General features: G+C 67.3%; 20 protein-coding genes. 13 read left to right on the forward strand and 7 right to left on the reverse strand.

The window, feature by feature from the left end:
- Window positions 1-89: 89 nt before the first annotated feature.
- The 3 genes from PMI14_RS26410 to PMI14_RS26420 all read right to left on the reverse strand — a co-directional run bounded on the left by PMI14_RS26410 (window position 90) and on the right by PMI14_RS26420 (window position 1,891).
- On the reverse strand, window positions 90-473 hold the full coding sequence (locus PMI14_RS26410) for a hypothetical protein (RefSeq protein ID WP_007859231.1): 384 nt from the start codon (window positions 471-473) through the stop codon (window positions 90-92).
- Window positions 474-492: 19 nt separating this feature from the next.
- On the reverse strand, window positions 493-1,311 hold the full coding sequence (locus PMI14_RS26415; RefSeq protein ID WP_035205895.1) for an IclR family transcriptional regulator: 819 nt from the start codon (window positions 1,309-1,311) through the stop codon (window positions 493-495).
- Window positions 1,312-1,489: 178 nt separating this feature from the next.
- Window positions 1,490-1,891: a PaaI family thioesterase gene (locus PMI14_RS26420; RefSeq protein WP_035205868.1), complete on the reverse strand. Its 402-nt coding sequence runs from the start codon at window positions 1,889-1,891 to the stop codon at window positions 1,490-1,492.
- Window positions 1,892-2,131: 240 nt separating this feature from the next.
- On the opposite strand from PMI14_RS26420, the gene PMI14_RS26425 reads away from it, so the two are divergent.
- From PMI14_RS26425 to PMI14_RS26465, 9 genes are all read left to right on the forward strand, one after another.
- Window positions 2,132-2,527 carry a DUF4345 domain-containing protein gene (locus PMI14_RS26425; protein ID WP_007859237.1) on the forward strand — a complete coding sequence of 132 codons (396 nt, stop codon included), beginning with the start codon at window positions 2,132-2,134 and terminating at the stop codon, window positions 2,525-2,527.
- Between the two features lie 66 nt (window positions 2,528-2,593).
- Complete coding sequence (locus PMI14_RS26430; RefSeq protein ID WP_007859239.1) at window positions 2,594-2,857, forward strand: hypothetical protein; 264 nt, start codon at window positions 2,594-2,596, stop codon at window positions 2,855-2,857.
- Between the two features lie 124 nt (window positions 2,858-2,981).
- Window positions 2,982-3,389: a hypothetical protein gene (locus PMI14_RS26435; RefSeq protein ID WP_035205870.1), complete on the forward strand. Its 408-nt coding sequence runs from the start codon at window positions 2,982-2,984 to the stop codon at window positions 3,387-3,389.
- Between the two features lie 90 nt (window positions 3,390-3,479).
- Window positions 3,480-3,965 carry a hypothetical protein gene (locus PMI14_RS26440; protein WP_007859243.1) on the forward strand — a complete coding sequence of 162 codons (486 nt, stop codon included), beginning with the start codon at window positions 3,480-3,482 and terminating at the stop codon, window positions 3,963-3,965.
- Window positions 3,966-4,008: 43 nt separating this feature from the next.
- Window positions 4,009-4,491, forward strand: coding sequence for a hypothetical protein (locus PMI14_RS26445; protein ID WP_007859245.1), 483 nt, complete (start codon window positions 4,009-4,011; stop codon window positions 4,489-4,491).
- A gap of 205 nt (window positions 4,492-4,696) precedes the next feature.
- A complete protein-coding gene (locus PMI14_RS26450; RefSeq protein ID WP_007859247.1) occupies window positions 4,697-5,749 on the forward strand; it encodes a J domain-containing protein in 1,053 nt (350 codons plus the stop codon).
- Between the two features lie 184 nt (window positions 5,750-5,933).
- The gene (locus PMI14_RS26455) at window positions 5,934-8,156 is read left to right on the forward strand and encodes an ATP-binding protein (RefSeq protein WP_238541909.1); all 2,223 of its coding nucleotides are present in this window, start codon (window positions 5,934-5,936) and stop codon (window positions 8,154-8,156) included.
- A complete protein-coding gene (locus PMI14_RS26460; protein WP_007859250.1) occupies window positions 8,156-8,620 on the forward strand; it encodes a response regulator in 465 nt (154 codons plus the stop codon). The genes PMI14_RS26455 and PMI14_RS26460 overlap by 1 nt, the downstream gene beginning before the upstream one ends.
- Window positions 8,604-10,817, forward strand: a complete 2,214-nt coding sequence (locus tag PMI14_RS26465; protein ID WP_007859251.1) for a response regulator — start codon at window positions 8,604-8,606, stop codon at window positions 10,815-10,817. Before PMI14_RS26460 ends, PMI14_RS26465 begins: the two co-directional genes overlap by 17 nt.
- 37 nt (window positions 10,818-10,854) lie before the next feature.
- Here PMI14_RS26465 and PMI14_RS26470 read toward each other — a convergent pair whose 3' ends face one another.
- The 3 genes from PMI14_RS26470 to PMI14_RS35275 all read right to left on the reverse strand — a co-directional run bounded on the left by PMI14_RS26470 (window position 10,855) and on the right by PMI14_RS35275 (window position 13,018).
- Window positions 10,855-11,601 (reverse strand): TerC family protein, encoded by a 747-nt coding sequence (locus PMI14_RS26470; protein WP_007859252.1) that lies wholly within the window; start codon window positions 11,599-11,601, stop codon window positions 10,855-10,857.
- A gap of 219 nt (window positions 11,602-11,820) precedes the next feature.
- Window positions 11,821-12,483, reverse strand: a complete 663-nt coding sequence (locus tag PMI14_RS26475) for a hypothetical protein (protein ID WP_007859253.1) — start codon at window positions 12,481-12,483, stop codon at window positions 11,821-11,823.
- 49 nt (window positions 12,484-12,532) lie between these two features.
- Window positions 12,533-13,018, reverse strand: a complete 486-nt coding sequence (locus PMI14_RS35275; RefSeq protein WP_162137124.1) for a hypothetical protein — start codon at window positions 13,016-13,018, stop codon at window positions 12,533-12,535.
- A gap of 222 nt (window positions 13,019-13,240) precedes the next feature.
- Here PMI14_RS35275 and PMI14_RS35660 point away from each other — a divergent pair, with 222 nt between their 5' ends.
- Complete coding sequence (locus PMI14_RS35660) at window positions 13,241-13,777, forward strand: GNAT family N-acetyltransferase (RefSeq protein ID WP_035205881.1); 537 nt, start codon at window positions 13,241-13,243, stop codon at window positions 13,775-13,777.
- A 463-nt stretch (window positions 13,778-14,240) separates the two neighbouring features.
- The gene (gene fusA, locus PMI14_RS26490; protein ID WP_007859256.1) at window positions 14,241-16,289 is read left to right on the forward strand and encodes an elongation factor G; all 2,049 of its coding nucleotides are present in this window, start codon (window positions 14,241-14,243) and stop codon (window positions 16,287-16,289) included.
- A gap of 92 nt (window positions 16,290-16,381) precedes the next feature.
- Here the strand turns inward: fusA and PMI14_RS26495 are convergent, their stop codons facing one another.
- Window positions 16,382-16,894: a hypothetical protein gene (locus PMI14_RS26495; RefSeq protein ID WP_007859258.1), complete on the reverse strand. Its 513-nt coding sequence runs from the start codon at window positions 16,892-16,894 to the stop codon at window positions 16,382-16,384.
- A gap of 133 nt (window positions 16,895-17,027) precedes the next feature.
- Between PMI14_RS26495 and PMI14_RS26500 the strand changes: the two genes are divergently transcribed.
- Both PMI14_RS26500 and PMI14_RS26505 read left to right on the forward strand, forming a co-directional pair.
- Entirely contained in the window at window positions 17,028-17,375 is a 348-nt protein-coding gene (locus tag PMI14_RS26500) for a tetratricopeptide repeat protein (RefSeq protein ID WP_007859260.1), read from the forward strand.
- A 127-nt stretch (window positions 17,376-17,502) separates the two neighbouring features.
- Window positions 17,503-18,873: an MATE family efflux transporter gene (locus tag PMI14_RS26505; protein ID WP_007859262.1), complete on the forward strand. Its 1,371-nt coding sequence runs from the start codon at window positions 17,503-17,505 to the stop codon at window positions 18,871-18,873.
- Window positions 18,874-18,990: the final 117 nt, after the last annotated feature.

Here is an 18,990-nt window from a genome sequence, read left to right on the forward strand (position 1 = left end):
AAGAGAAAGTTACTGCGCCGCCGGGCGCACATCCCGGCCCCCGCCCCTTGCAAAGGCATGAGGCAACCACCCGACCGAGCCCCCGAAACTCAGAAGCTACCCGGAAAAATATTCACCGGCACCTCCACCACCGCCCGTACATAGCGCAACTGCGCGCTGAGCAGCTTCGCCTCCCCGGCCACCCCCCGCTCCTCACTGAACGCCTCCACATCCAGCAGCACCCGCTCCGCATCCCCCGCAACCCACCGCCCGCGCAAGGTGATGCACTGCCCCAACCGGGGCCGCCCGCTCACCACCACGTCCGCCAGCCCCGCCAGCTGCACCGGGCCGCCGAAGTGCCGCCCCGGCAGCACGGCACCCGCCAGGTCCATCCTCGCCAGCAGCCAGCCCGTGGGCACCTGGCCGCTGGCATCGATGTCCGCGGGCATGGTCATGGTCTTGAGCAACGTATGCCAGCCTGCATCATCCGGCATGGCCATCTCCCTGTTGCACCTAGCCCAGCAGTGCGGACAGCTCGCCCGCCTCGCGCTGCATGCCCTGCGCCATCTGTTGCACCAGCGGCGCGCCCAGCTGGCTCGTGAGCCCCACCGCCACCAGCGTGTTGACCAGCCGGCCGCCCGAGGAGAACACCGGCACGGCCACCACGGTGATGCCTGCCATGAAGTGGTCCCGGTCCAGCGCCCAGCCCCGCGCGCGGGTCAGCTCCACCTCCTTTTTCCAGGCGGTGTAGCTGGGCGCCTTGTCCCACACCACCTGGGCGAACTTCTCCTTGAGTACCGGCCAGCCCTCGCCGCCGTAGGCCGCGATCAGCCGCCCGGTGGCGCTGACCAGCGTGTCGAACTGGCTGCCCACGTCGGTGTGCACCCGAAACGGCTGGTTCGACTGCGAGATGGCCAGCACCAGCACCGTCTGCCGGGTGGTGATCTCCACCCCCATGGCGGTCACGCCGAACTGCGCGGCCATGCGGTCCAGCACGGGCTGCACCAGCTGCGTGAAGCCGCCGCCCTCCAGCACGCTGCGCGCCAGGCTGATCATGCCCGTGCCCAGCGCATAGCGCTTGGTATCGGGGTCCACCGTGACCAGGTCCTCCGAGACCAGCACGCGCAGGATGTGCAGGCAGGTGCTGGGCACCAGGTCCAGCGCCTGGGCCACGCTCTTCAGGGTCAGCGGCTGCTTTTGCTCGCCCAGCAGCCGCAGGATCGCGATGGAGCGCGTCACCGCCGGAACGGGGCGCACGCGCACGCCGCGCGCGGGCTTGGCCGCTGCGGGCATGGTGGTGCTGGTGGGGGCGGGCTTGGATCGGGTGGCCATGCGGGAGTAGCGCTTTTTCTGCGGGGGCTGCTGCAACCCGGCAAGGGTAACCCCATTTGCGCCAGCCACTTCGGGCGGTGCCTGCCCCGCCATGCCATACAAGGCCATCAGGCTGTGCTGGGCGGGGATAAGGTGGTTGCTGCTTCTGTCCACGGGCGTCTCCTCGTCTGTCTGTCCATCAGGGCTTCGCCAAGGGCTTCATCAGGGCCTGGGCAGCCAGCACCAGGCTGCCGCCCACCTGCAGCTCGCCACGCATGAACACCAGCGAGCCCGTGCGCCGCACCACCTGGGCCCGGGCCTCCACGAACTGCCCCGCCCCCACCGGTGCCGCGAAATGCGAATCGAGCTGCAAGGTCACGCAGGGCACCCGGCCGGCGGCCTCCCAGGCCACCGTGCTCATCGCGTGGTCCATCAGCGTGAGCAGGGCACCGCCATGCACCACGCCCGCCGGGTTCAGGTGCTGCGGCCCGATGGCGAAGCCATAGGCCCAGCCCTCTCCTTCGCGCCGCGCCCACAGCGGCCCGGCATGGGCGATGAATCCCCCAAGGGCACGCACCTGCCAGCCAGCGCCTGTCGTCATTGCCTCCAAGACGGAACCTCCTGCGCCGTGGATCGGCGCCAGGATTAAAATTGTACATTTTCAATAAAATTGTACTTATACAATTTTGAAAATAGCTTGCAAACGCTGAATGCACGCCGGGCCAGGCGCTCCACGCCCTGCCGTGCTGCGCCAAACAACCGTTGCCACAGACGCATCCCCGGCGTTAGCATGCAACGCCCAGGCCCATGGCGGCCTGCACCCAACCGCAGGGGAGCCACCATGCCGTCCAACCCACAGCCACCGATCACCGTGCGCCAGCGCGCGGTGCAGGTCTGCCTCTTCCTGGTCGCTGCCATCGCCGTCTTTGGCGGCAGCCTGCAGATGTTCCTGGGCCAGCCGGACACCACCCCACGGCTGGACAACGTGCACCGCTTCATGGCGGGCGTGTACCTGTCGATGGGCTTCATCGCGGCCTGGGCCGCCGTCACCGTGCGCCAGCAGGGCACGCTGGTCTACCTGATCGCGCTGGGCGTGGCCATGGCCGCCGTGGGCCGCCTCGTCTCGATGAGCCAGGTGGGCCTTCCCGAGCCGGCCATGACCTGGATCGGCTACTTGGTGCCCGAGCTGGTGGTGCCGGTGGTCCTGGCACTGGCGCACCGCAATCCGAGGCCGTAGCGAAACGCGACTCCGGCGGACCCCGTTGGCGGCATACTGCGGGGCCCCACGCCCCCGACACTGCCCATGGTCTTCTTCGCCCACACCCGCCAGGGGTATGAGAATTACCTCTCCCTCGGTCTGACCGCCACCGCCCCGCTGTGGGTGACGGCCGACGTGCTCCAGGAGGACGAGCTGCACGGCCCCGAGCTCCAGGGTGCCAATGTCACCGTATTCAACTGGACCATCGAGCCCGGCGACACCGAAGCGATAGCCGGTGCCATGCACACCATTGCCGAGCACCACTCCGGCCACACCATCTGGGCCGAAGGCACGGCCGCTGTCGACTGACATGGCGGCCCGCTCAGGCGCCTCAACGGCACTTGCCGTCCAGGTCGTTGAAATACTCTGGACCAAAGCCACCCGGGGAGCCCCTCGCTCCAACGAGCGCGCTGCGCTGCCCCGTGCATTTCCCATGCTGCCCTCGCCCGCAGATGGCGCTGTCTTTGTACTGCAACGCCACTGCATGGCCGAGTGGACGCGGCAGTTCAGCCCGACCCTGGTGGAATCCTCCCAGGCACCACAGGTGCCCCGCAGTCTGCACGTGCTGCGCCTGGCTCCGCTGCCGCAAGGTGGCTTCCTGCTGGGATGGACCGGAACCCCGGAAAACGGACAACCCAGGCGCCACCCCAGCCCGCTCGCCGTCGAGCTGTTGCCAGGCCAGTGTGCGCGGCTCACCATGAATGCGCGCCATACCAACTACTCTGGCCAGTACTACAGCGAAACCCTCTACCACCTGGCCTGCGGAGACCGCGTGGGCGTGAACTGCTTCACCCAGGGCATGCCGGGCCATGACCTGGATCTCAAGGCCTATCTCTTTTGACCTCTCCTTGCAACTGTCAATCCTGCAAGCCCAGGCTACCCGGACGGCGCCACAATACGGCCCCATCGCAACCGCCCAGGACCCCACCCCATGCTCAAGCTCTACCGCTTCTCCGATGCCCGAAAGGAATACTGGGAAACCTGGAAGGAAGGCAAGGGCGAGCACCTCGTTCACTGGGGCGAGCTGGGTACGCGCGGCGAGTTCAAGACCGTCAAGACCAAGGGCACCGACAAGGCCAAGGATGTTGTCGAGGCCGAGGCCCAGGCCATGCAGGACCAGGGCTTTGCCGAGATCGACCTGGACGACCATGTGACGCTGCTGGTCGAGTACGCCATCGAGGGCATGGGCACCAAGGCCGACATCAAGAAGCGCCACGACCTCGAAGACCGCCTGAACGAGACTTTGGGATGGACGGGATTGGGCCATTGCGATGGCGGCAGCATCGGCAGCGGCACCATGGAGGTATGCTGCTTCGTGGTCGATTTCGAAACTGCCCGCAAGGTGATCGCCGACGACCTGGCGGGCAGCAAGAAGTTTGCGAACTACACCCGCATCTTCGATGAGGATGCACCGTAGGCCTTGCATCCTGCCTCCCCTCCATCCACCGAACCCTCCCCCCATGCGCCGACCCTTGCTGATTCTTCTGGCCTCCCTGGGCCTGGGCCGTGCCGTGGCCGCTGCGCCCGACGAAGACGCCCTTCGCGCCCTCGTGCACAGCTTCATTGCCGACTACGAAGCCTGGAACGACACGGCACAGCGCCAGTCCGACAAAGCCCCCCTGCGGTCCAAGGCCGCGCAGGACGCCATGGAAGCAGCCGAGCGGGCCTACGCCCAGCTCATCGGCACATACTGCCCTCCGGGCTACCGGCACCAGGGCATCTCCTTCGGCAGCGAGGCCATGCACCGCACCGCCGACGAGAAGATCCTGGGTGTGGACACCAAGGGCCGCAGCAGCGTGGTGCGCACCCGCCTGGCCCAGTTCTCGTCGGGGGTGGACATCTCCAGCCAGTACGAATACCACTTCGAAAAGGCGCAGGGTGGCCGTTGGTACCTGGTGCGGCTGCTGGTGCTGGTCGGCAAGGAAAAGCTCGAGGCGCTCTGATCCACCGCGGCGGCGGCTCACAGTCCCTGTGGCAAAGCGGCCCCGCACCTATGCACGCACGCGCATACGCCACCCGGTGCTTGCGCGTGATGCAAATCACCACCACCCGCATTTGTAAGGCCTGTCCTACAAATTACAGCCAGCAGACGATGTAACATGTGGTTTCATATCACCACCCCGGTACGGTCGGCGAACTCTTCACCCCATGGCCACCCGCGTGACTACGCTGCACACCCATTACGACAACCTGAAGGTGGCGCGCGATGCGTCGCCGGCAGCGATCGACGCTGCCTACCAGGCCATGGTGCGCAGGTTCGGCCCGGACAAGCACCCGGGCGATCCCCAGGCGGCGCGCAAGATGGCCATCGTCGACACCTCGTACGCCGTGCTGTCCAACCCGCACCAGCGCGCGCTGCACGACCTGTGGGTGGCCCAGAACGATGACGAGGACACGGCGGCCGCGCTGCGCCGCCCCCCGCCATCGACCATCCCCCCGCTGTGGATGCACAGCGAGGCACCGCAGCACTACCACCAATCACGGCCGCTGCCCTTGCCGCATGCGCCAGAGCGCGCGGTGCGGCGCCATCGCCGCTCCATCCTGCCGCCGGTGCACCCCGCAGCCCCCGCCAGTTCGCACCTGCAGCGCAACTGGAGCCTGTACGCCCTGGGTGCCGTGGTGGCCTGCCTGGCACTGGTCACCGCAGCGCCCAAACCCTTTCTGGACGATGACGCGGGCGGCGCGGCGGCATCTTCCGGCCCGCTGCGCGGCTTTTCCGTGCCCGTGTTCTTTGCCCCGCCCCGCTACACCCGCCCCGCCACCGCACCCAATGGCCAGCCCTGGCCGGCCAGCGCCGGCTATGTGGACGGCTACCCGCTGCTCAACAGCGAGGGCGATGGCAGCCTCACCGTGGACAACGGAAGCAACGACTCGGACGCCTTCGTCAAGCTGGTATCGCAAGGCGACGGCCAGCCCCAGGTGGTGCGCCACATCTACGTGCCCGCCTACCAGCGCTTCACGGTGGACCGCCTGGCCCCGGGCCGGTACGACCTGCGCTACCGCAACCTGGCCAGCGGCGCCCTGGCCCGCACCCCCGCCGTGACCGTGACCGCCGCCGCGGCGCCGCAGGCCTTGCCCGATGGCGGCCAGGCGCCCAAGCCCGCCGCCCCCGGCGAAGCGCCTCCCCTCACGGTGGCGCTGTACAAGGAGCCGCAGGGCAAATTGCCCGCGCTGCGGCTGGCAGAAAAAGAGTTCTTCTGAGCGCGTGCGGGCCCGACCGCATACCGCTGCGTTCCAGCCCCTGCCCGTCTCCTAGCCTGCGCGCCTGCAGGCTGCGTAGGAACGCTCCGACACAAACCGCGCCGTTTTGAAGGCATGATGGCCTTTTGATACTCCGGTCGGTCGGGGGGTCGCTCCATCTTCGTTCATGACATCCATCCCCGGCTTGTCCCAAGCCCTTGATCCTGACCTGTCGTCCTGCCACGCGGAGCCCATCCGCGTGCCCGGGGCCATCCAGCCGCATGGGCGCCTGCTGGTGCTCGACCCGTCGGACCTGCAGTTGCGCGCCTACAGCGACAACTGGCAACCCACAAAGCTCCAGGCAGCGCTCAGCCGGCTGAAAGCAGGTACGCTGGCCACGCTGGCGCCCGGCGCAGCCCCGGCATCGCTGGGCGCATGGGATCTCGGCGGCGAGCCCTGGGACGTATCGGCCCACCGTACCGACCAGCACCTGCTGGTCGAGTTCGAGCCCGCCTCGCCCGCCGATGGCAACGAGGCACCGATCTACTCCCTCACCCGCGTCTTCCTGCCGCGCCTGCAGGACGCCAGCGCGATCGAGCAATTGGCCCAATTGGCCGCCACCGAGATGAAGCGCCTGTCGGGCTTTGGTCGCTGCCTGATCTACCGCTTCGACGAAGCCGGCCACGGGCAGGTGCTGGCGGAAGACCTGGACCCGGGCTACGACAGCTACGCCGGCCACCACTTCCCGGCGGACGACATTCCGCAGCAGGCGCGCGCGCTGTACCTGCTCAACCACTTTCGCCTGATCGCCGACGCCCACTACACCCCGGTGCCCCTGCGCAGCGAAGACCGTGCGCTGGCGCCCACGGGCATCGACCTGTCGCAGGCCCAGCTGCGCAGCGTCTCGCCGGTGCACCTGGAGTACATGCGCAACATGGGCACGCTGGCGTCCATGTCGGTGTCCATCGTCATCGAGGGCAAGCTGTGGGGCCTGGTCTCCTGCCACAACCACGCGCCACGCTTCATCGGCGTGGCAACCCGGCTGGCCTGCGAGCACCTGGGCCAGCTGCTCGCGCTGCAGATCCAGTCCAAGGAGGCCAACAGCCAGGTCGCCGACCGGCTCGCGCTGCGCCAGCTCACGCTCGACATGGTGGCACACCTGGCCGACAGCGACGAAACCCTCTCCCTGCTGCCCAAGGTGCCCGGTTTGCTGCGCTTTGCCCGTGCCAGCGGCGCGGCCGTGGTGCGCGATGACGAGGTCTGGAGCGTGGGCGAGGTCCCGCCCGTGCCCGATATCCAGGCACTGGCCGCCTGGGTGGCCGGCCAGGGGGTCGAGGTGTTCCATACCCACCAGCTGGCCGCGCACTGCGCGCTGGCGCAGGGCTTGCAGGGCACGGCGGCCGGCTTGCTGGCCGTGTCGATCTCGCAGGTGCACCGCCACCTCATCCTCTGGTTCCGGCCCGAGATCGTGAAGACCGTGACCTGGGCCGGCAACCCACGCAAGAACCTGCTGGCCGCCGATGGCCGCATCCATCCGCGCCTGAGCTTCGAGAGCTGGCAGGAGCGCATCCGTGGCACCTCGCTGGCCTGGTCACCGGCCGAGATCGCCGTGGCCGGCGAGCTGCGCCAGGCCCTCACCGGCATCGTGCTGCGCCGCGCAGAAGAGTTTGCCGAAGTGGCCCACGAACTCGCGCGCGTGAACAAGGAGCTCGAAGCGTTCTCGTACACTGTTTCGCACGACCTGCGCGCCCCCATGCGCCACATCGCCGGCTATGTGGACCTGGTGGTCGACCTCGAAAAGAAGGCACTGTCCGAGCGCGCCCTGCGCTACCTGGGCAACGTGAAGGATGCCGCCGCCTACGCCGGCCAACTGGTCGATGCGCTGCTCGACTTCTCGCGCATGGGCCGGGCGGCCCTCAAGCGGCGCCCGGTCGACATGCGGGTGCTGGTGCAAGACCTTGTGCGCGAGCTCTCGCGCCAGGAGCCCCAGCGCAGCGTGGAATGGGCGCTGGACGACAGCTACCCCGAGGTCTTTGCCGACCCCCTGCTGCTGCAGGTGGCCACGCGCAACTTCCTGACCAACGCCCTCAAATACGCGCGCGGCCGCGACCCCACCCGCATCGCCGTGCGCGCCATCCGCCGGCCCGAAGGCGACGGCATCGAAGTCGAGGACAACGGCGTGGGCTTCAAGATGGAATACGTGGGCAAGCTGTTCGGCGTGTTCCAGCGCCTGCACCAGGCCGAAGATTTCGAGGGCACGGGCATCGGCCTGGCCATCGTCAAGCGCATCGTCGAGCGCCATGGCGGCAGCGTCTGGGCGTCAGGCACGCCGGACCAGGGTGCGCGCTTCGGCTTCACCCTGCCGCGTGTAGAGCCCAGCGCCACCGCGCCCCCCCTCCCTGCAACCACCCCTCCCCGGAGCCCCTGATGCTCAAGCCGATTTTGCTCGTCGAAGACGACAAGCGCGACCTGGAACTGACCCTGATCGCGCTGGAGCGCAGCCAACTGGCCAACGAGGTCGTGGTGGTGCGCGACGGCGCACAGGCGCTCGACTACCTGCGGCGCGACGGGGAGTTTGCGGGCCGGGATGCAGGCAACCCGGCCGTGATCCTGCTGGACCTCAAGCTGCCCAAGGTCAACGGCCTGGAGGTGCTGCAGGCCGTGCGCGCCGACCCGCTGCTGCGCAGCCTGCCCGTGGTGATGCTCACCTCTTCCCAGGAAGAGAACGACGTGGTCAAGAGCTACGAACTGGGCGTGAACGCCTATGTCGTCAAGCCGGTCGCCTTCGACCGCTTCGTGTCCGCCATCGGCGACCTGGGCGTGTTCTGGGCCGTGCTCAACGAGCCGCCACCAGGCTCCTACAAGGCCCACCGCCATGACGAGCAACCTTGAGCACGCACTGGCAATGGCCCCCACGGCAGCGGCACCGGCACCCGTGCCGCTGCGGGTGCTGATACTCGAAGACTCGCGCTTCGACGCCGAGCTGCTAGTCGAGGCACTGCAGGACGCACGCCCAGGCGCCCACACCACCCTCGTGCGCGACGAGCCCAGCTACCTGAAGGCGCTCACGGAGCAGCGCTTCGACGTGATCCTGTCCGACTTCGAGCTGCCGGCGTTTTCCGGCGGCGCGGCGCTGGAAACGGCGCGCAAGCACGCGCCCGAAGTGCCCTTCATTTTCGTCTCCGGCGTCATCGGCGAGGACAACGCCGTCGAGCTGCTCAAGCGCGGCGCGACCGACTACGTCAGCAAGAACCGGCTCGCCCGCCTGCCCGTGGTGCTGGACCGCGCACTGTCCGAAGCCGCCAGCCGCCGCACCCTGGGCGCGGCCGAGCACCGCCTGCGCCAGGCCGACGCGGCCATCGTGCAGGCACAGGCCCGCCGGCTGGCGCTGGTGGAGCTCTCGGACCGCATCCGCGACATGGACGACGTGGTCGAGATCAGCTACACCGCGGCAGAAACCCTGGCCAGCCAGTTCAACGTGGACCGCGCGGGCTACGGCGTGGTGGACAAGGCCGCCGAGACCATCACCATCGAGCGCGACTGGAACGCCCCCGGCGTGCAGAGCCTGGCAGGCGTGCTGCAGTTCCGCGACTACGGCTCCTACATCGACGACCTGTCGCGCGGCATCACCGTGGCCTTTGCCGATGCCCGCGAAGACCCGCGCACCCAGGCCACGGCGCATGCGCTGGAGGCCATATCGGCCCGCGCCGTGCTCAACATGCCGCTGAGCGAGCAGGGCAACTTCGTCGGCCTGCTGTACCTTAACCACAGCCAGCCCCGCGCCTGGACCGCGGACGAGGTGGACTTCGTGCGCGACGTCGGCGACCGCCTGCGCTCCATCCTGGGCCGCCGGGAGGCCCAGCAGGCATTGCAGGCCCTTGCCGCGTCGCTCGAGCGGCAGGTCGAGGAACGCGCGGCCGAGCTCGAGGCCGCCAAGGAGCAGCTGCGCCAGAGCCAGAAGCTCGAAGCCGTGGGCCAGCTCACGGGCGGCCTGGCGCACGACTTCAACAACCTGCTGGCGTCGATCACCGGCTCGCTCGAACTGCTGCGCCGCCGCGGCGGCGCCCACATCACGACGGACATGGAGCGCTACATCGGCGTGGCCCAGGGCGCGGCCAAGCGTGCCGCCGCGCTCACCCACCGGCTGTTGGCCTTCTCGCGCCGGCAGACGCTGGAGCCCAAGACCCTGGCGCTCAACGAACTCGTGCACGGCATGGAAGAGCTGCTGCGCCGCACCGTGGGCCCCGAGATCGCCATCGAGATCGTCGCTGCGCCCGGCCTGTGGAACGTGCACGTGGACGCCAGCCAGATCGAAAGCGCCCTGCTCAACCTGTGCATCAACGCCCGCGACGCCCTGCCCCAGGGCGGGCGCATCACCATCGAGACCTCCAACCGCACCCTCGACGCACGCGCGGCCCAGGCCGCCGACCTCAGGCCCGGTGCCTATGTCTGCATGTGCGTGCGCGACAACGGCGTGGGCATGCCGCCCGAGGTCGCGGCCATGGCCTTCGACCCCTTCTTCACCACCAAGCCCCTGGGCATGGGCACGGGGCTGGGGCTGTCCATGGTGTATGGCTTTGCCAAGCAGTCGGGCGGCCGGGTCAGCATCCAGTCCCAGGTCGGCGCGGGCACCTCGGTGTGCATCGAGCTGCCGCGCAGCGAGCGCACACCCGAGCAGAGCCTGGCCGAGCCTGGCCCTGCCGCCGCGCCGCGCGCTGACCAGGGCGAGACCGTGCTGGTCGTGGACGACGAGGCATCGCTGCGCATGCTGATGGTGGAAGTGATGCAGGACCTGGGCTACGCCACCCTGGAGGCCGGCAACGGTGCCGAGGCCATGCGCTGGCTGCGCTCGGACCGCGCCATCGACCTGCTCATCACCGACGTGGGCCTGCCCGGCGGCATGAACGGCCGCCAGGTGGCCGATGCCGCACGCGGCGAGCGCCCGGCCCTCAAGGTGCTGTTCGTCACCGGCTACGCGCAGACCGCCTTCGACGAGGGGCGCCTGGAGGCCGGCATGCACGTCATGACCAAGCCCTTCGAGATGGATGCGCTCGCCCGGCGCGTCAAGGAAGTCATCGAGGGCACTTGACCCCGCAACCGCGCCACCCGAAGGAAGCCCTTTCCCATCACCGCTGCGACGCCTTGCGCTGCCGGGCCCGGCGCGAGAACATGTTGAGCAGCTCCACCAGCGCCGAGAACGCCATCGCCGCGTAGATATACCCCTTGGGGATGGCAGCGCCAAAGCCCTCGGCGATCAGCGTGGTGCCGATCAGCAGCAGAAAGCCCAGCGCCAGCATCACGATGGTCGGGTTGGCCTGGATGAAGTTGGCCAGCGGCGTGGCCGCGAACAGCATCACGCCCACGGTGACGAGCACCGCCACCACCATGATGGGAATGTGCTCCGTCATGCCCACCGCCGTTATGATGCTGTCGATGGAGAACACCAGGTCCAGCAACAGGATCTGTCCGATGGCGGCGCCAACGCTCAGCCCGGCCCCCTGCGGGGTGAAGACATCCGGCCCCGGATCCGGGTCCACGCTGTGGTGGATCTCCTTGGTCGCCTTCCACACCAGGAACAGCCCGCCCGCGATGAGGATCATGTCGCGCCACGAGAAGCCCTTGCCGAACACCGTGAACACCGTGGCCGTGAGCCCGACGATGAAGGCGATGGTGCCCAGCAAGGCCAGCCGCATCACCAGCGCCGCGCCAATACCGATGCTGCGCGCCCGTGCGCGGTCCTTCTCGGGCAGCTTGTTGGTGAGGATGGAGATGAAGATCAGGTTGTCGATGCCCAGCACCACCTCCATGGCAATCAAGGTGAGCAAGGCCACCCAGGCGGCAGGGTCCGAAACGAGGGTTTGCAGGTAGTTCATGGCGGTACCGTATTGGCAAAGAGGTTGATCGGCCAAGCATCCACGGCACAGAACAAACCTGCATCGCGCCACGGATGCAGGGCATCTTAGTTGTCCATTGCGCTGCGCGCTACCCGCAGCGCGTGCAAGTGGTACGGCCAGTAGGGCGCCCCTGTGCGAGTGTCACCAGCCAGCGGATGCGACATATCGTCCGCCGCCTCTGGGGGCACTTCTATCCCTTCAGTTCCTGGTGCACAGATTAACCTGGGCGTCTACATAGTCCCATTGCAAGGCCGCACTGGAGAGGTTCGGCAATTCCGACAAAGGAAGAATACTGGGAGCCGCATGGCCCCCCATTCCCTCCGCCCCCAAGAAAGTCAGCCCGGGGAAATTAACCGCCTGCCTCCCGTAGAAGTGTCGTCCAAAAGCAAGCAGCACGACGTCCTTCCCCAACAGATCGCGATAGTGCGCCGCACGTTTGTCAGCGCCTCGGAAATCGACCGCCGAGCTCACCGTAACGTAAATTCTGGCAAACCTGCAGTCCTTCCTATACTGGTGCTTGAACCTGTCGGGTTTGACCAGCGCCACGCGGGCATTGTGTATCTCCATGAATTGGGCTCCAGCATTCGATAGCTCACCGTGCTCAAAGAGCCTCAATTCATCCTCCGAGATAGTGGAGTTTCGGTCAAACAGTTTGTGGTCCAGCTCACTGGAGATGTGCACCAGCCTGACGAAGCGGCCGGTGTAGACGAAAGGCTCCTGCGTCTTAAGGTACTCGTCCCTGGACATGGGCGGTGGCAAAGGCATTCCCGATATCGACAAACCGGCAGACCACAGCAGGACCGCCCCGAGAAAAAAACGGGTGACGCATTTTCTGCGCCAGAACTTTCGTGCCAGGGTCATGGATTCATACTCTCCTGCTTGTCACGAGGTGTCAAGATATGCGAGCAGCCTACACGACCACGGAGATGGGGGCTTCGCTCGTGGCGTAAGTGCTCCTGCCGCATTGCACAAAACTCACCCAGCCATTCCGTAGCGTCCCCAGGCGCGCACCTGCGCGGTCCGCAATGGAGTTTCTCCAATTGTCTGCCGTCGTCAGATGCTCGACGGTGTAGGCGTCCCGCACCAGCGCCGTGACGACAGCACCAGCAATGAGGCCCTGGCCGGCGGGCAGCGGTCCCTCCATGAGTTTCGCCGCCCGCACCGACAAGATCTCCAGGCCCGAGGGAAGGCCCTGCGCACCCGCACGAATGTAGAAAAGAATGATCAGGCTGTCGCACGGCAGAGGCTGGTCATCCAGGGCGATCTTGGGCATAGCGTCGGCATACGGGACGATCTGGAGCTGCAGGCCATGCTGTGCCACCAGACCTGCCGGCGGCAGCGCCGTCAAGTGCGCACCGCACGCACTGAGTACCGGAAAAACCAGCAGTCTGGTCAACCAACGCCTGGTGCGGGGGGCGCCGGCAGGCCGGGTTCTTGGCGAAGAGGAGAGTCGGGTATTGATGGGCGGTGGGGACAGCTGCCACAACACCGCCGATTCTGGGATGTCCCTGCGGCAACGCCAAGGGATTTCTGGCGCGCTGCCACGGCGGGGCGGCACGCACAGCGCCTGCACGCTGCCTTTTGGGGCCTGGGGTGGACATGCGCCAGAATCGCGCCCGTGACCACACGCCGCCAACCGACCACCGCCACCCGCGTTCAGCTTCTGCCCCTGCATGCCGGACACCAGCAGCCCTTCCTCGCCGCCGTGCGCACCAGCCGGGCGCTGCACCGGCCATGGGTGTCACCACCGGCCACGCCCGAGCAGTTCACGGCCTACGTGGAACGCATGCAGGCGCCCGGCCATTGCGGCCTGCTCGTCGTGCGGCAAGGCGAAGCCGATTCGCTGGAGCTGGCGGGCATGGTCAACATCACCAACATGGTCATGGGGCCGTTCTGCAGCGCCTACCTCGGCTACTACGCCTTTGCAGGCTTCGAGCGCCAGGGACTGATGCACGAAGGCCTTACACAGGCCGTGCGCCATGCCTTTCGCACACTCAAGCTGCACCGGCTGGAGGCCAACATCCAGCCCGGCAATGCGGCCTCGCTGGCGCTGGTGCGATCCTGCGGGTTCACGCAAGAGGGGTACTCGCCGAAGTACCTCAAGATCGGTGGCCGCTGGCGCGACCATGAGCGCTGGGCCCTTGTGGCAGGGTAGAACGGCACCATCTGCCAATTCAAGCATCAGGCCTTTGGCTATCGCAGCGATAGCAAGGCCCGCTTGCCAACGTTCTGCGCCGCGCGGATAATCCACACCATTATGAAAATCCTCACCAACGTGATCAAGGCATCGTTCGCCACCTAGTTGCGCCCCTCGATCGCGTGTCGGAGGGCCGTGCGCCTTCCGGACCTCCAAACCCCGGCAGGCTCCTCCTCCGGGGTTTTTTGCTTTCAGACCACCCACTTCAACCCATGCGTACCTACGACAAGTTGATCGCCACGATTCCCGACCGCCGGAGCATGAGCCCCGTGCGCCCGGGCTCCGGCGACAGCACACATCCCAGACGCTAGCGACCAGGCGAATCCTTCATTTCGCCTGGGCTGGCGCAAAGCCAACAACCAGGCGGCAGCTGCTCGCAGAGCCGAGTGCAGCCGCAAGAAAGATGATTGAAAGATTCGCCATGACCAAGAATTCACGCCATACCAGCAACGCCCATCTGCGCAACCTCGGCGTCATCGCCCACGTCGATGCGGGCAAGACCACGACCACCGAACGCATCCTGTTCTACACGGGTGAAAGCCACCGCATTGGCGAAGTGCACGACGGCACGGCGCACATGGACTTCGACCCGCAGGAGCAAAAGCGCGGCATCACCATCAACAGTGCGGCCGTCACCGTGCACTGGAAGGGCACGCAGCTCAACCTGATCGACACGCCCGGCCACATCGACTTCAACATCGAGGTGAACCGCTCGCTGCGCGTGCTCGATGGCGCAGTCGTCGTGTTCGACGGTGTGGCCGGCGTGGAGCCGCAGACCGAGACCAACTGGCGCCTGGCCGACAAGTACCGCGTGCCGCGCATCGCCTTCATCAACAAGCTCGACCGCGTGGGAGCCGACTTCCACCGCGTGGTGGCCATGATGGAAGAACGCCTGGGCGTGCGCGTGGTGCCGCTGCAGATCCCCATCGGTGCGGAAGGCGACTTCCGCGGCGTGGTGGACTTGCTGAGCCTGCGCGCCCGCATCTGGGACAAGGACGATGCGAGTGCGCCCTACCGCGAGGCCGACATCCCCGCCGACCTGGCCGAGCAGGCAGTGCGCCAGCGCGCCCGCCTGGTCGAGGCCGCCGTGGAGCAGGACGAAGCCGCGCTGCAGACCTACGTGAACGGCGAAGAGATCGCTGTGGACGTGCTGCGTGCCGCCCTCCGCAAGGGTGTGCTGGCAGGTGCCTTCGTGCCCGCGCTGGCCGGCTCGGCCTTCAAGAACCGCGGTGTGGAGCCCTTGCTCGACGCTGTGGTGGACTACCTGCCCTCGCCGGACGACATCGTGCGCGAAGGCAGTGAGGGACAACCCGCTTCGGCCGCCGACCCGTTCGCGGCCCTGGCGTTCAAGGTCGTCACCGACGACCATGGCGCCAAGGTGTTTGTGCGCGTCTACAGCGGCCGTCTGGGCCGGGGCGACCTGGTGCTCAACACCAGCACGGGCAAGACCGAGCGCGTGTCGCGCCTGTACGAAGTGCATGCCGACAAGCACATCGAGCGCGACGAGCTGGTGGCGGGCGACATCGCCGCCGTCGTGGGCCTCAAGGACACGCTGACGGGGCACACCCTGAGCGACCCGGCCCACCCCGTAGTGCTGGAGCAGATCAGCGTGCCCGAGCCGGTGATTCACGTGGCCATCGAGCCCAAGGCGAGCGCGGACCAGCAAGGCCTGTCCAAGGCCCTGCAGTCCCTGCTGCGCGAGGACCCGAGCCTCAGGCTGCAGCACGATGCCGAATCCGGCCAGACCATTCTGTCCGGCATGGGCGAGCTGCAGCTGGAGGTATCGATCGAGAAGCTGCGCGCACGCCACGGCGTCAACGTGTCGGTCGGCCGCCCCCAGGTGGCCTACCGCGAAACCATTTCGCAAAGTGTGGAGGTACACCATGTGCACAAGAAGCAATCGGGCGGCCCCGGCCAGTTCGCCGAGGTGAGGCTGCTGCTCGAACCCCTGCCCAGGGGTGAAGGCATCCGCTTTGACAACCGCATCGTCGGCGGCGCCGTGCCGCGCGAGTTCATCCCCGCCGTGGAGGCCGGCATCCGCCGCGCCGCCCTGGCAGGCGTGGTCGCCGGCTTCCCCGCCGTGGACTTTGCCGCCACGCTGGTGGATGGCAGCTTCCATGAGCGCGACTCGTCCACGCTGGCCTTCGAGCTGGCGGCCATGGCCGCCTTCCGCGAAGGCTTTGCGAAGGCAGCGCCCCAGGTGCTGGAGCCCGTGATGGCCGTCGAGGTCATCACCCCGGCGGACTACCTGGGCGACGCCATCGGTGATTTGAACCGCCGCCGCGGGCTGGTGCGCGGCCAAGGCCAACGCGGCAACGCCGCCACGGTCGAGGCCGAGGTACCGCTCAAGGAGATGTTCGGCTACATCGGTAGTTTGCGTGCGCTGTCTTCAGGCCGTGCGCAGTACTCGATGCAGCTGGACCACTATGGGGTGGTGCCTGCGGCCCAGGCGGCAGAGCTGGTGGGCTGAGTCGAACGTGCCGGGCTGAATGCATGCCCGGTGACGCAAAAGAGAAGGGGCGTGGACAGGTGTCTGCGCCCCTTTTTTTTCTGGCGGTTCTTTCATCGTCCAGCGCCGTTCGCCAGCCCCTTCCAATCCCGCTGTGGCTGCATCCCCACCGACGCGACAAACGCCTGTAGCCCGCCATACAGTGAGGATGGTGGCGTGGCGCTGCTCCCGCGCCACTCGACCTGGCCACACTCAAAGCATACCTCCATGGAGTCGATCAACTTGCCGCTGGCAAAGAACTCGATCCGGTGGTGCGATACCGGTATGCAGGCCGGAAATGCTCTCTGGGTCTCGGGGTCGAGCGAACCGATTGCGGACTGAAAACCAGTCCTTTGCGGCTGCGTCAAAACGATGCGCTTGTAGATGCGCTCTTTGGCCGGCCGCAGCCCACCAGTCTTTGCATCGGTGAAATCAAACTCTGAAGAGTGCTCGATCACCTCGATGCGGTCCGCCCGCTGGATCAGGCTGCCAAGGTCGTGGAGATAACGCTTGCCCTCCCTGGTATCCGCGCAACCGACTATCAGCAGTGCGGCAAGGGAAAGCAGAACAGCGATCAATGGCTTCATGGTTGGTTGTCTTTGGTGGTCCCTTCGCAACCCACTGCGATGTCCCCCGACAGCATACCTGGCGGCACTTGACCTCAAGTGCAGTTGATGTTTTAAAAACAGGGCCAACGCAACTCTCCCCGGCCCCTGCACCATGGACATACAACCCCTCGAAGCCCTGCTCCAACGCGGGGTCGACAACGCCTTGCTCCGCTTCGCGCTGGGGTCACACTACCTGAAGATGAACGAGCCTGGCACCGCGGCCGAACATTTGCAGCGGTGCGTTGAACAGTCCCCCGACTACTCCGCCGCGTGGAAGCTTCTGGGCAAAGCCCACGCCCTGCACGACCAGCCCGATGCCGCGCAGCAGGCATGGACCCAGGGCATGGAAGTGGCCCAGCGCAATGGGGACCACCAGGCGTACAAGGAAATGCAGGTGTTCTTGCGGCGCCTGCAACGGGCGGCGCAGGCTGCGGAGGATTCGACCGGGGCCAAGTCCTAACCCCTCCATTCACCGTGGATGCCTGGCACCGCATCACCCACGGATCGAGGTATGCCCAGTAGCCCTTGTTGCTTTTCCGTGCCACTGCTTGCCGGACACCCGAGGCCCCGCCTACCATGGCCCTCCCATGCCAGCAGACACCAGCGCCACCCCGACGACGCCCTCCACCCTGCCCCGCCGCTTCCTGCGCTTTCTCGGCCCGCTGGTCGCCACCAACCTGCTCCAGGCCCTGGGCGGCACGTTGGTCACCATCTGCCTGGGGCAGTTGCTGGGCGCGCGGGCCCTGGCGGCGGCGGTCAGCTTCTTTCCGCTGTTCATGTGCTGCATCGCCTTCGTGATCGGGTTGGGCGCGGGGTCCTCGGTGCTGATCGGCCAGGCTTGGGGCGCGCGCGACCCGGACAAGGTGCGCCGCGTGGCAGGCGCCGTGCTGGTGGGCGGCCTGGCCTTGGGCTCTGTGGTTGCCGTGCTGGGCGCCGCGGTCATTGGCGAGCTGCTGCGCCTGCTGGGCACAGCCGAGGATGTACTGCCCGAGGCGGTTTCCTATGCGCGCGTGCTGTTCCTTGCGATGCCGGTGCTGTTCGTGCACCAGCTGGCCGCGGCCTTGCTCCGCGGGCTGGGTGACACGGCCACGCCGCTGCGTGTGCTGGTGCTGGCCTCGGGCCTGTGGATGCTGCTCACGCCGGCCTTCATCCTGGGTTGGTTGGGGTTGCCCCGGCTGGGTACCGCCAGTGCGGGCTGGGCCAGCCTGATCGGCAATGGCGTGGCCGTGGGCTGGCTTGCGTGGCACCTGCAGCGCAAAGACCACCTGCTGGCCTTCAGGCACCTGCGCCCACACCTGCGCTGGGACGTACCCCTGCTCGGCACCGTGGTGCGGCTGGGCGTGCCCACCGGCCTGTTCTTCATCACCAGCTCGCTGGCCGATGTGATGCTGCTGCGCCTGGTCAACGGCTACGGCTGGCAGGCCACGGCGGCCTGGGGCACGGTAAACCAGGTGATGGCCTATGTGCAGCTGCCGGCCATGTCGATCGCCATCGCGGCCTCGGTGTTTGCAGCCCAGGCCATTGGCGCCAACAACCCCGACGAGGTGCGCCGCGTGACGCGCGTGGGGCTGTTCATGAACCTCGCCCTGACCGGCGGCCTGGCCCTCATCGTGGCCATCGCCTCGCCGCTGGCCACCCGCTTGTTCACCAGCGACCCGGCCGTGGTGGGCCTGGCCGCCAGCGTGCTGCGCATCACGGTGTGGGGCAGCCTTGCCTTCGGCATGGCCAGCGTGTTCACCGGCGTCATGCGCTCGGCGGGCACGGTGCGGGTGCCCACCACCATCTCGCTGTCGTGCCTGGCATTCTTGCTGGTGCCCTTGGCCCATGCTCTGCAGCAGCGGCTGGGCCTGCAGGGCATATGGGCCAGCTACCCCCTGACCTACCTGTGCGCGCTGGTGCTGCAGGCCACCTACTTCTACGCCGTGTGGCGCAAACGGCCGATGACTCGGCTGGTGTAACAGCCGGGGCGCCCCCTTCCAGCCACCCGGCTGGTGCCGGGAAGGCCTCCGAAAAGTTCCGCGCCCATCGCGCAAAGAAGGCCTGCTTCCTCGGTGTTTCACCCGGCAATGCGGGAA

The organism is Acidovorax sp. CF316 (assembly GCF_000276605.1).
Classification (GTDB): domain Bacteria; phylum Pseudomonadota; class Gammaproteobacteria; order Burkholderiales; family Burkholderiaceae_C; genus Acidovorax.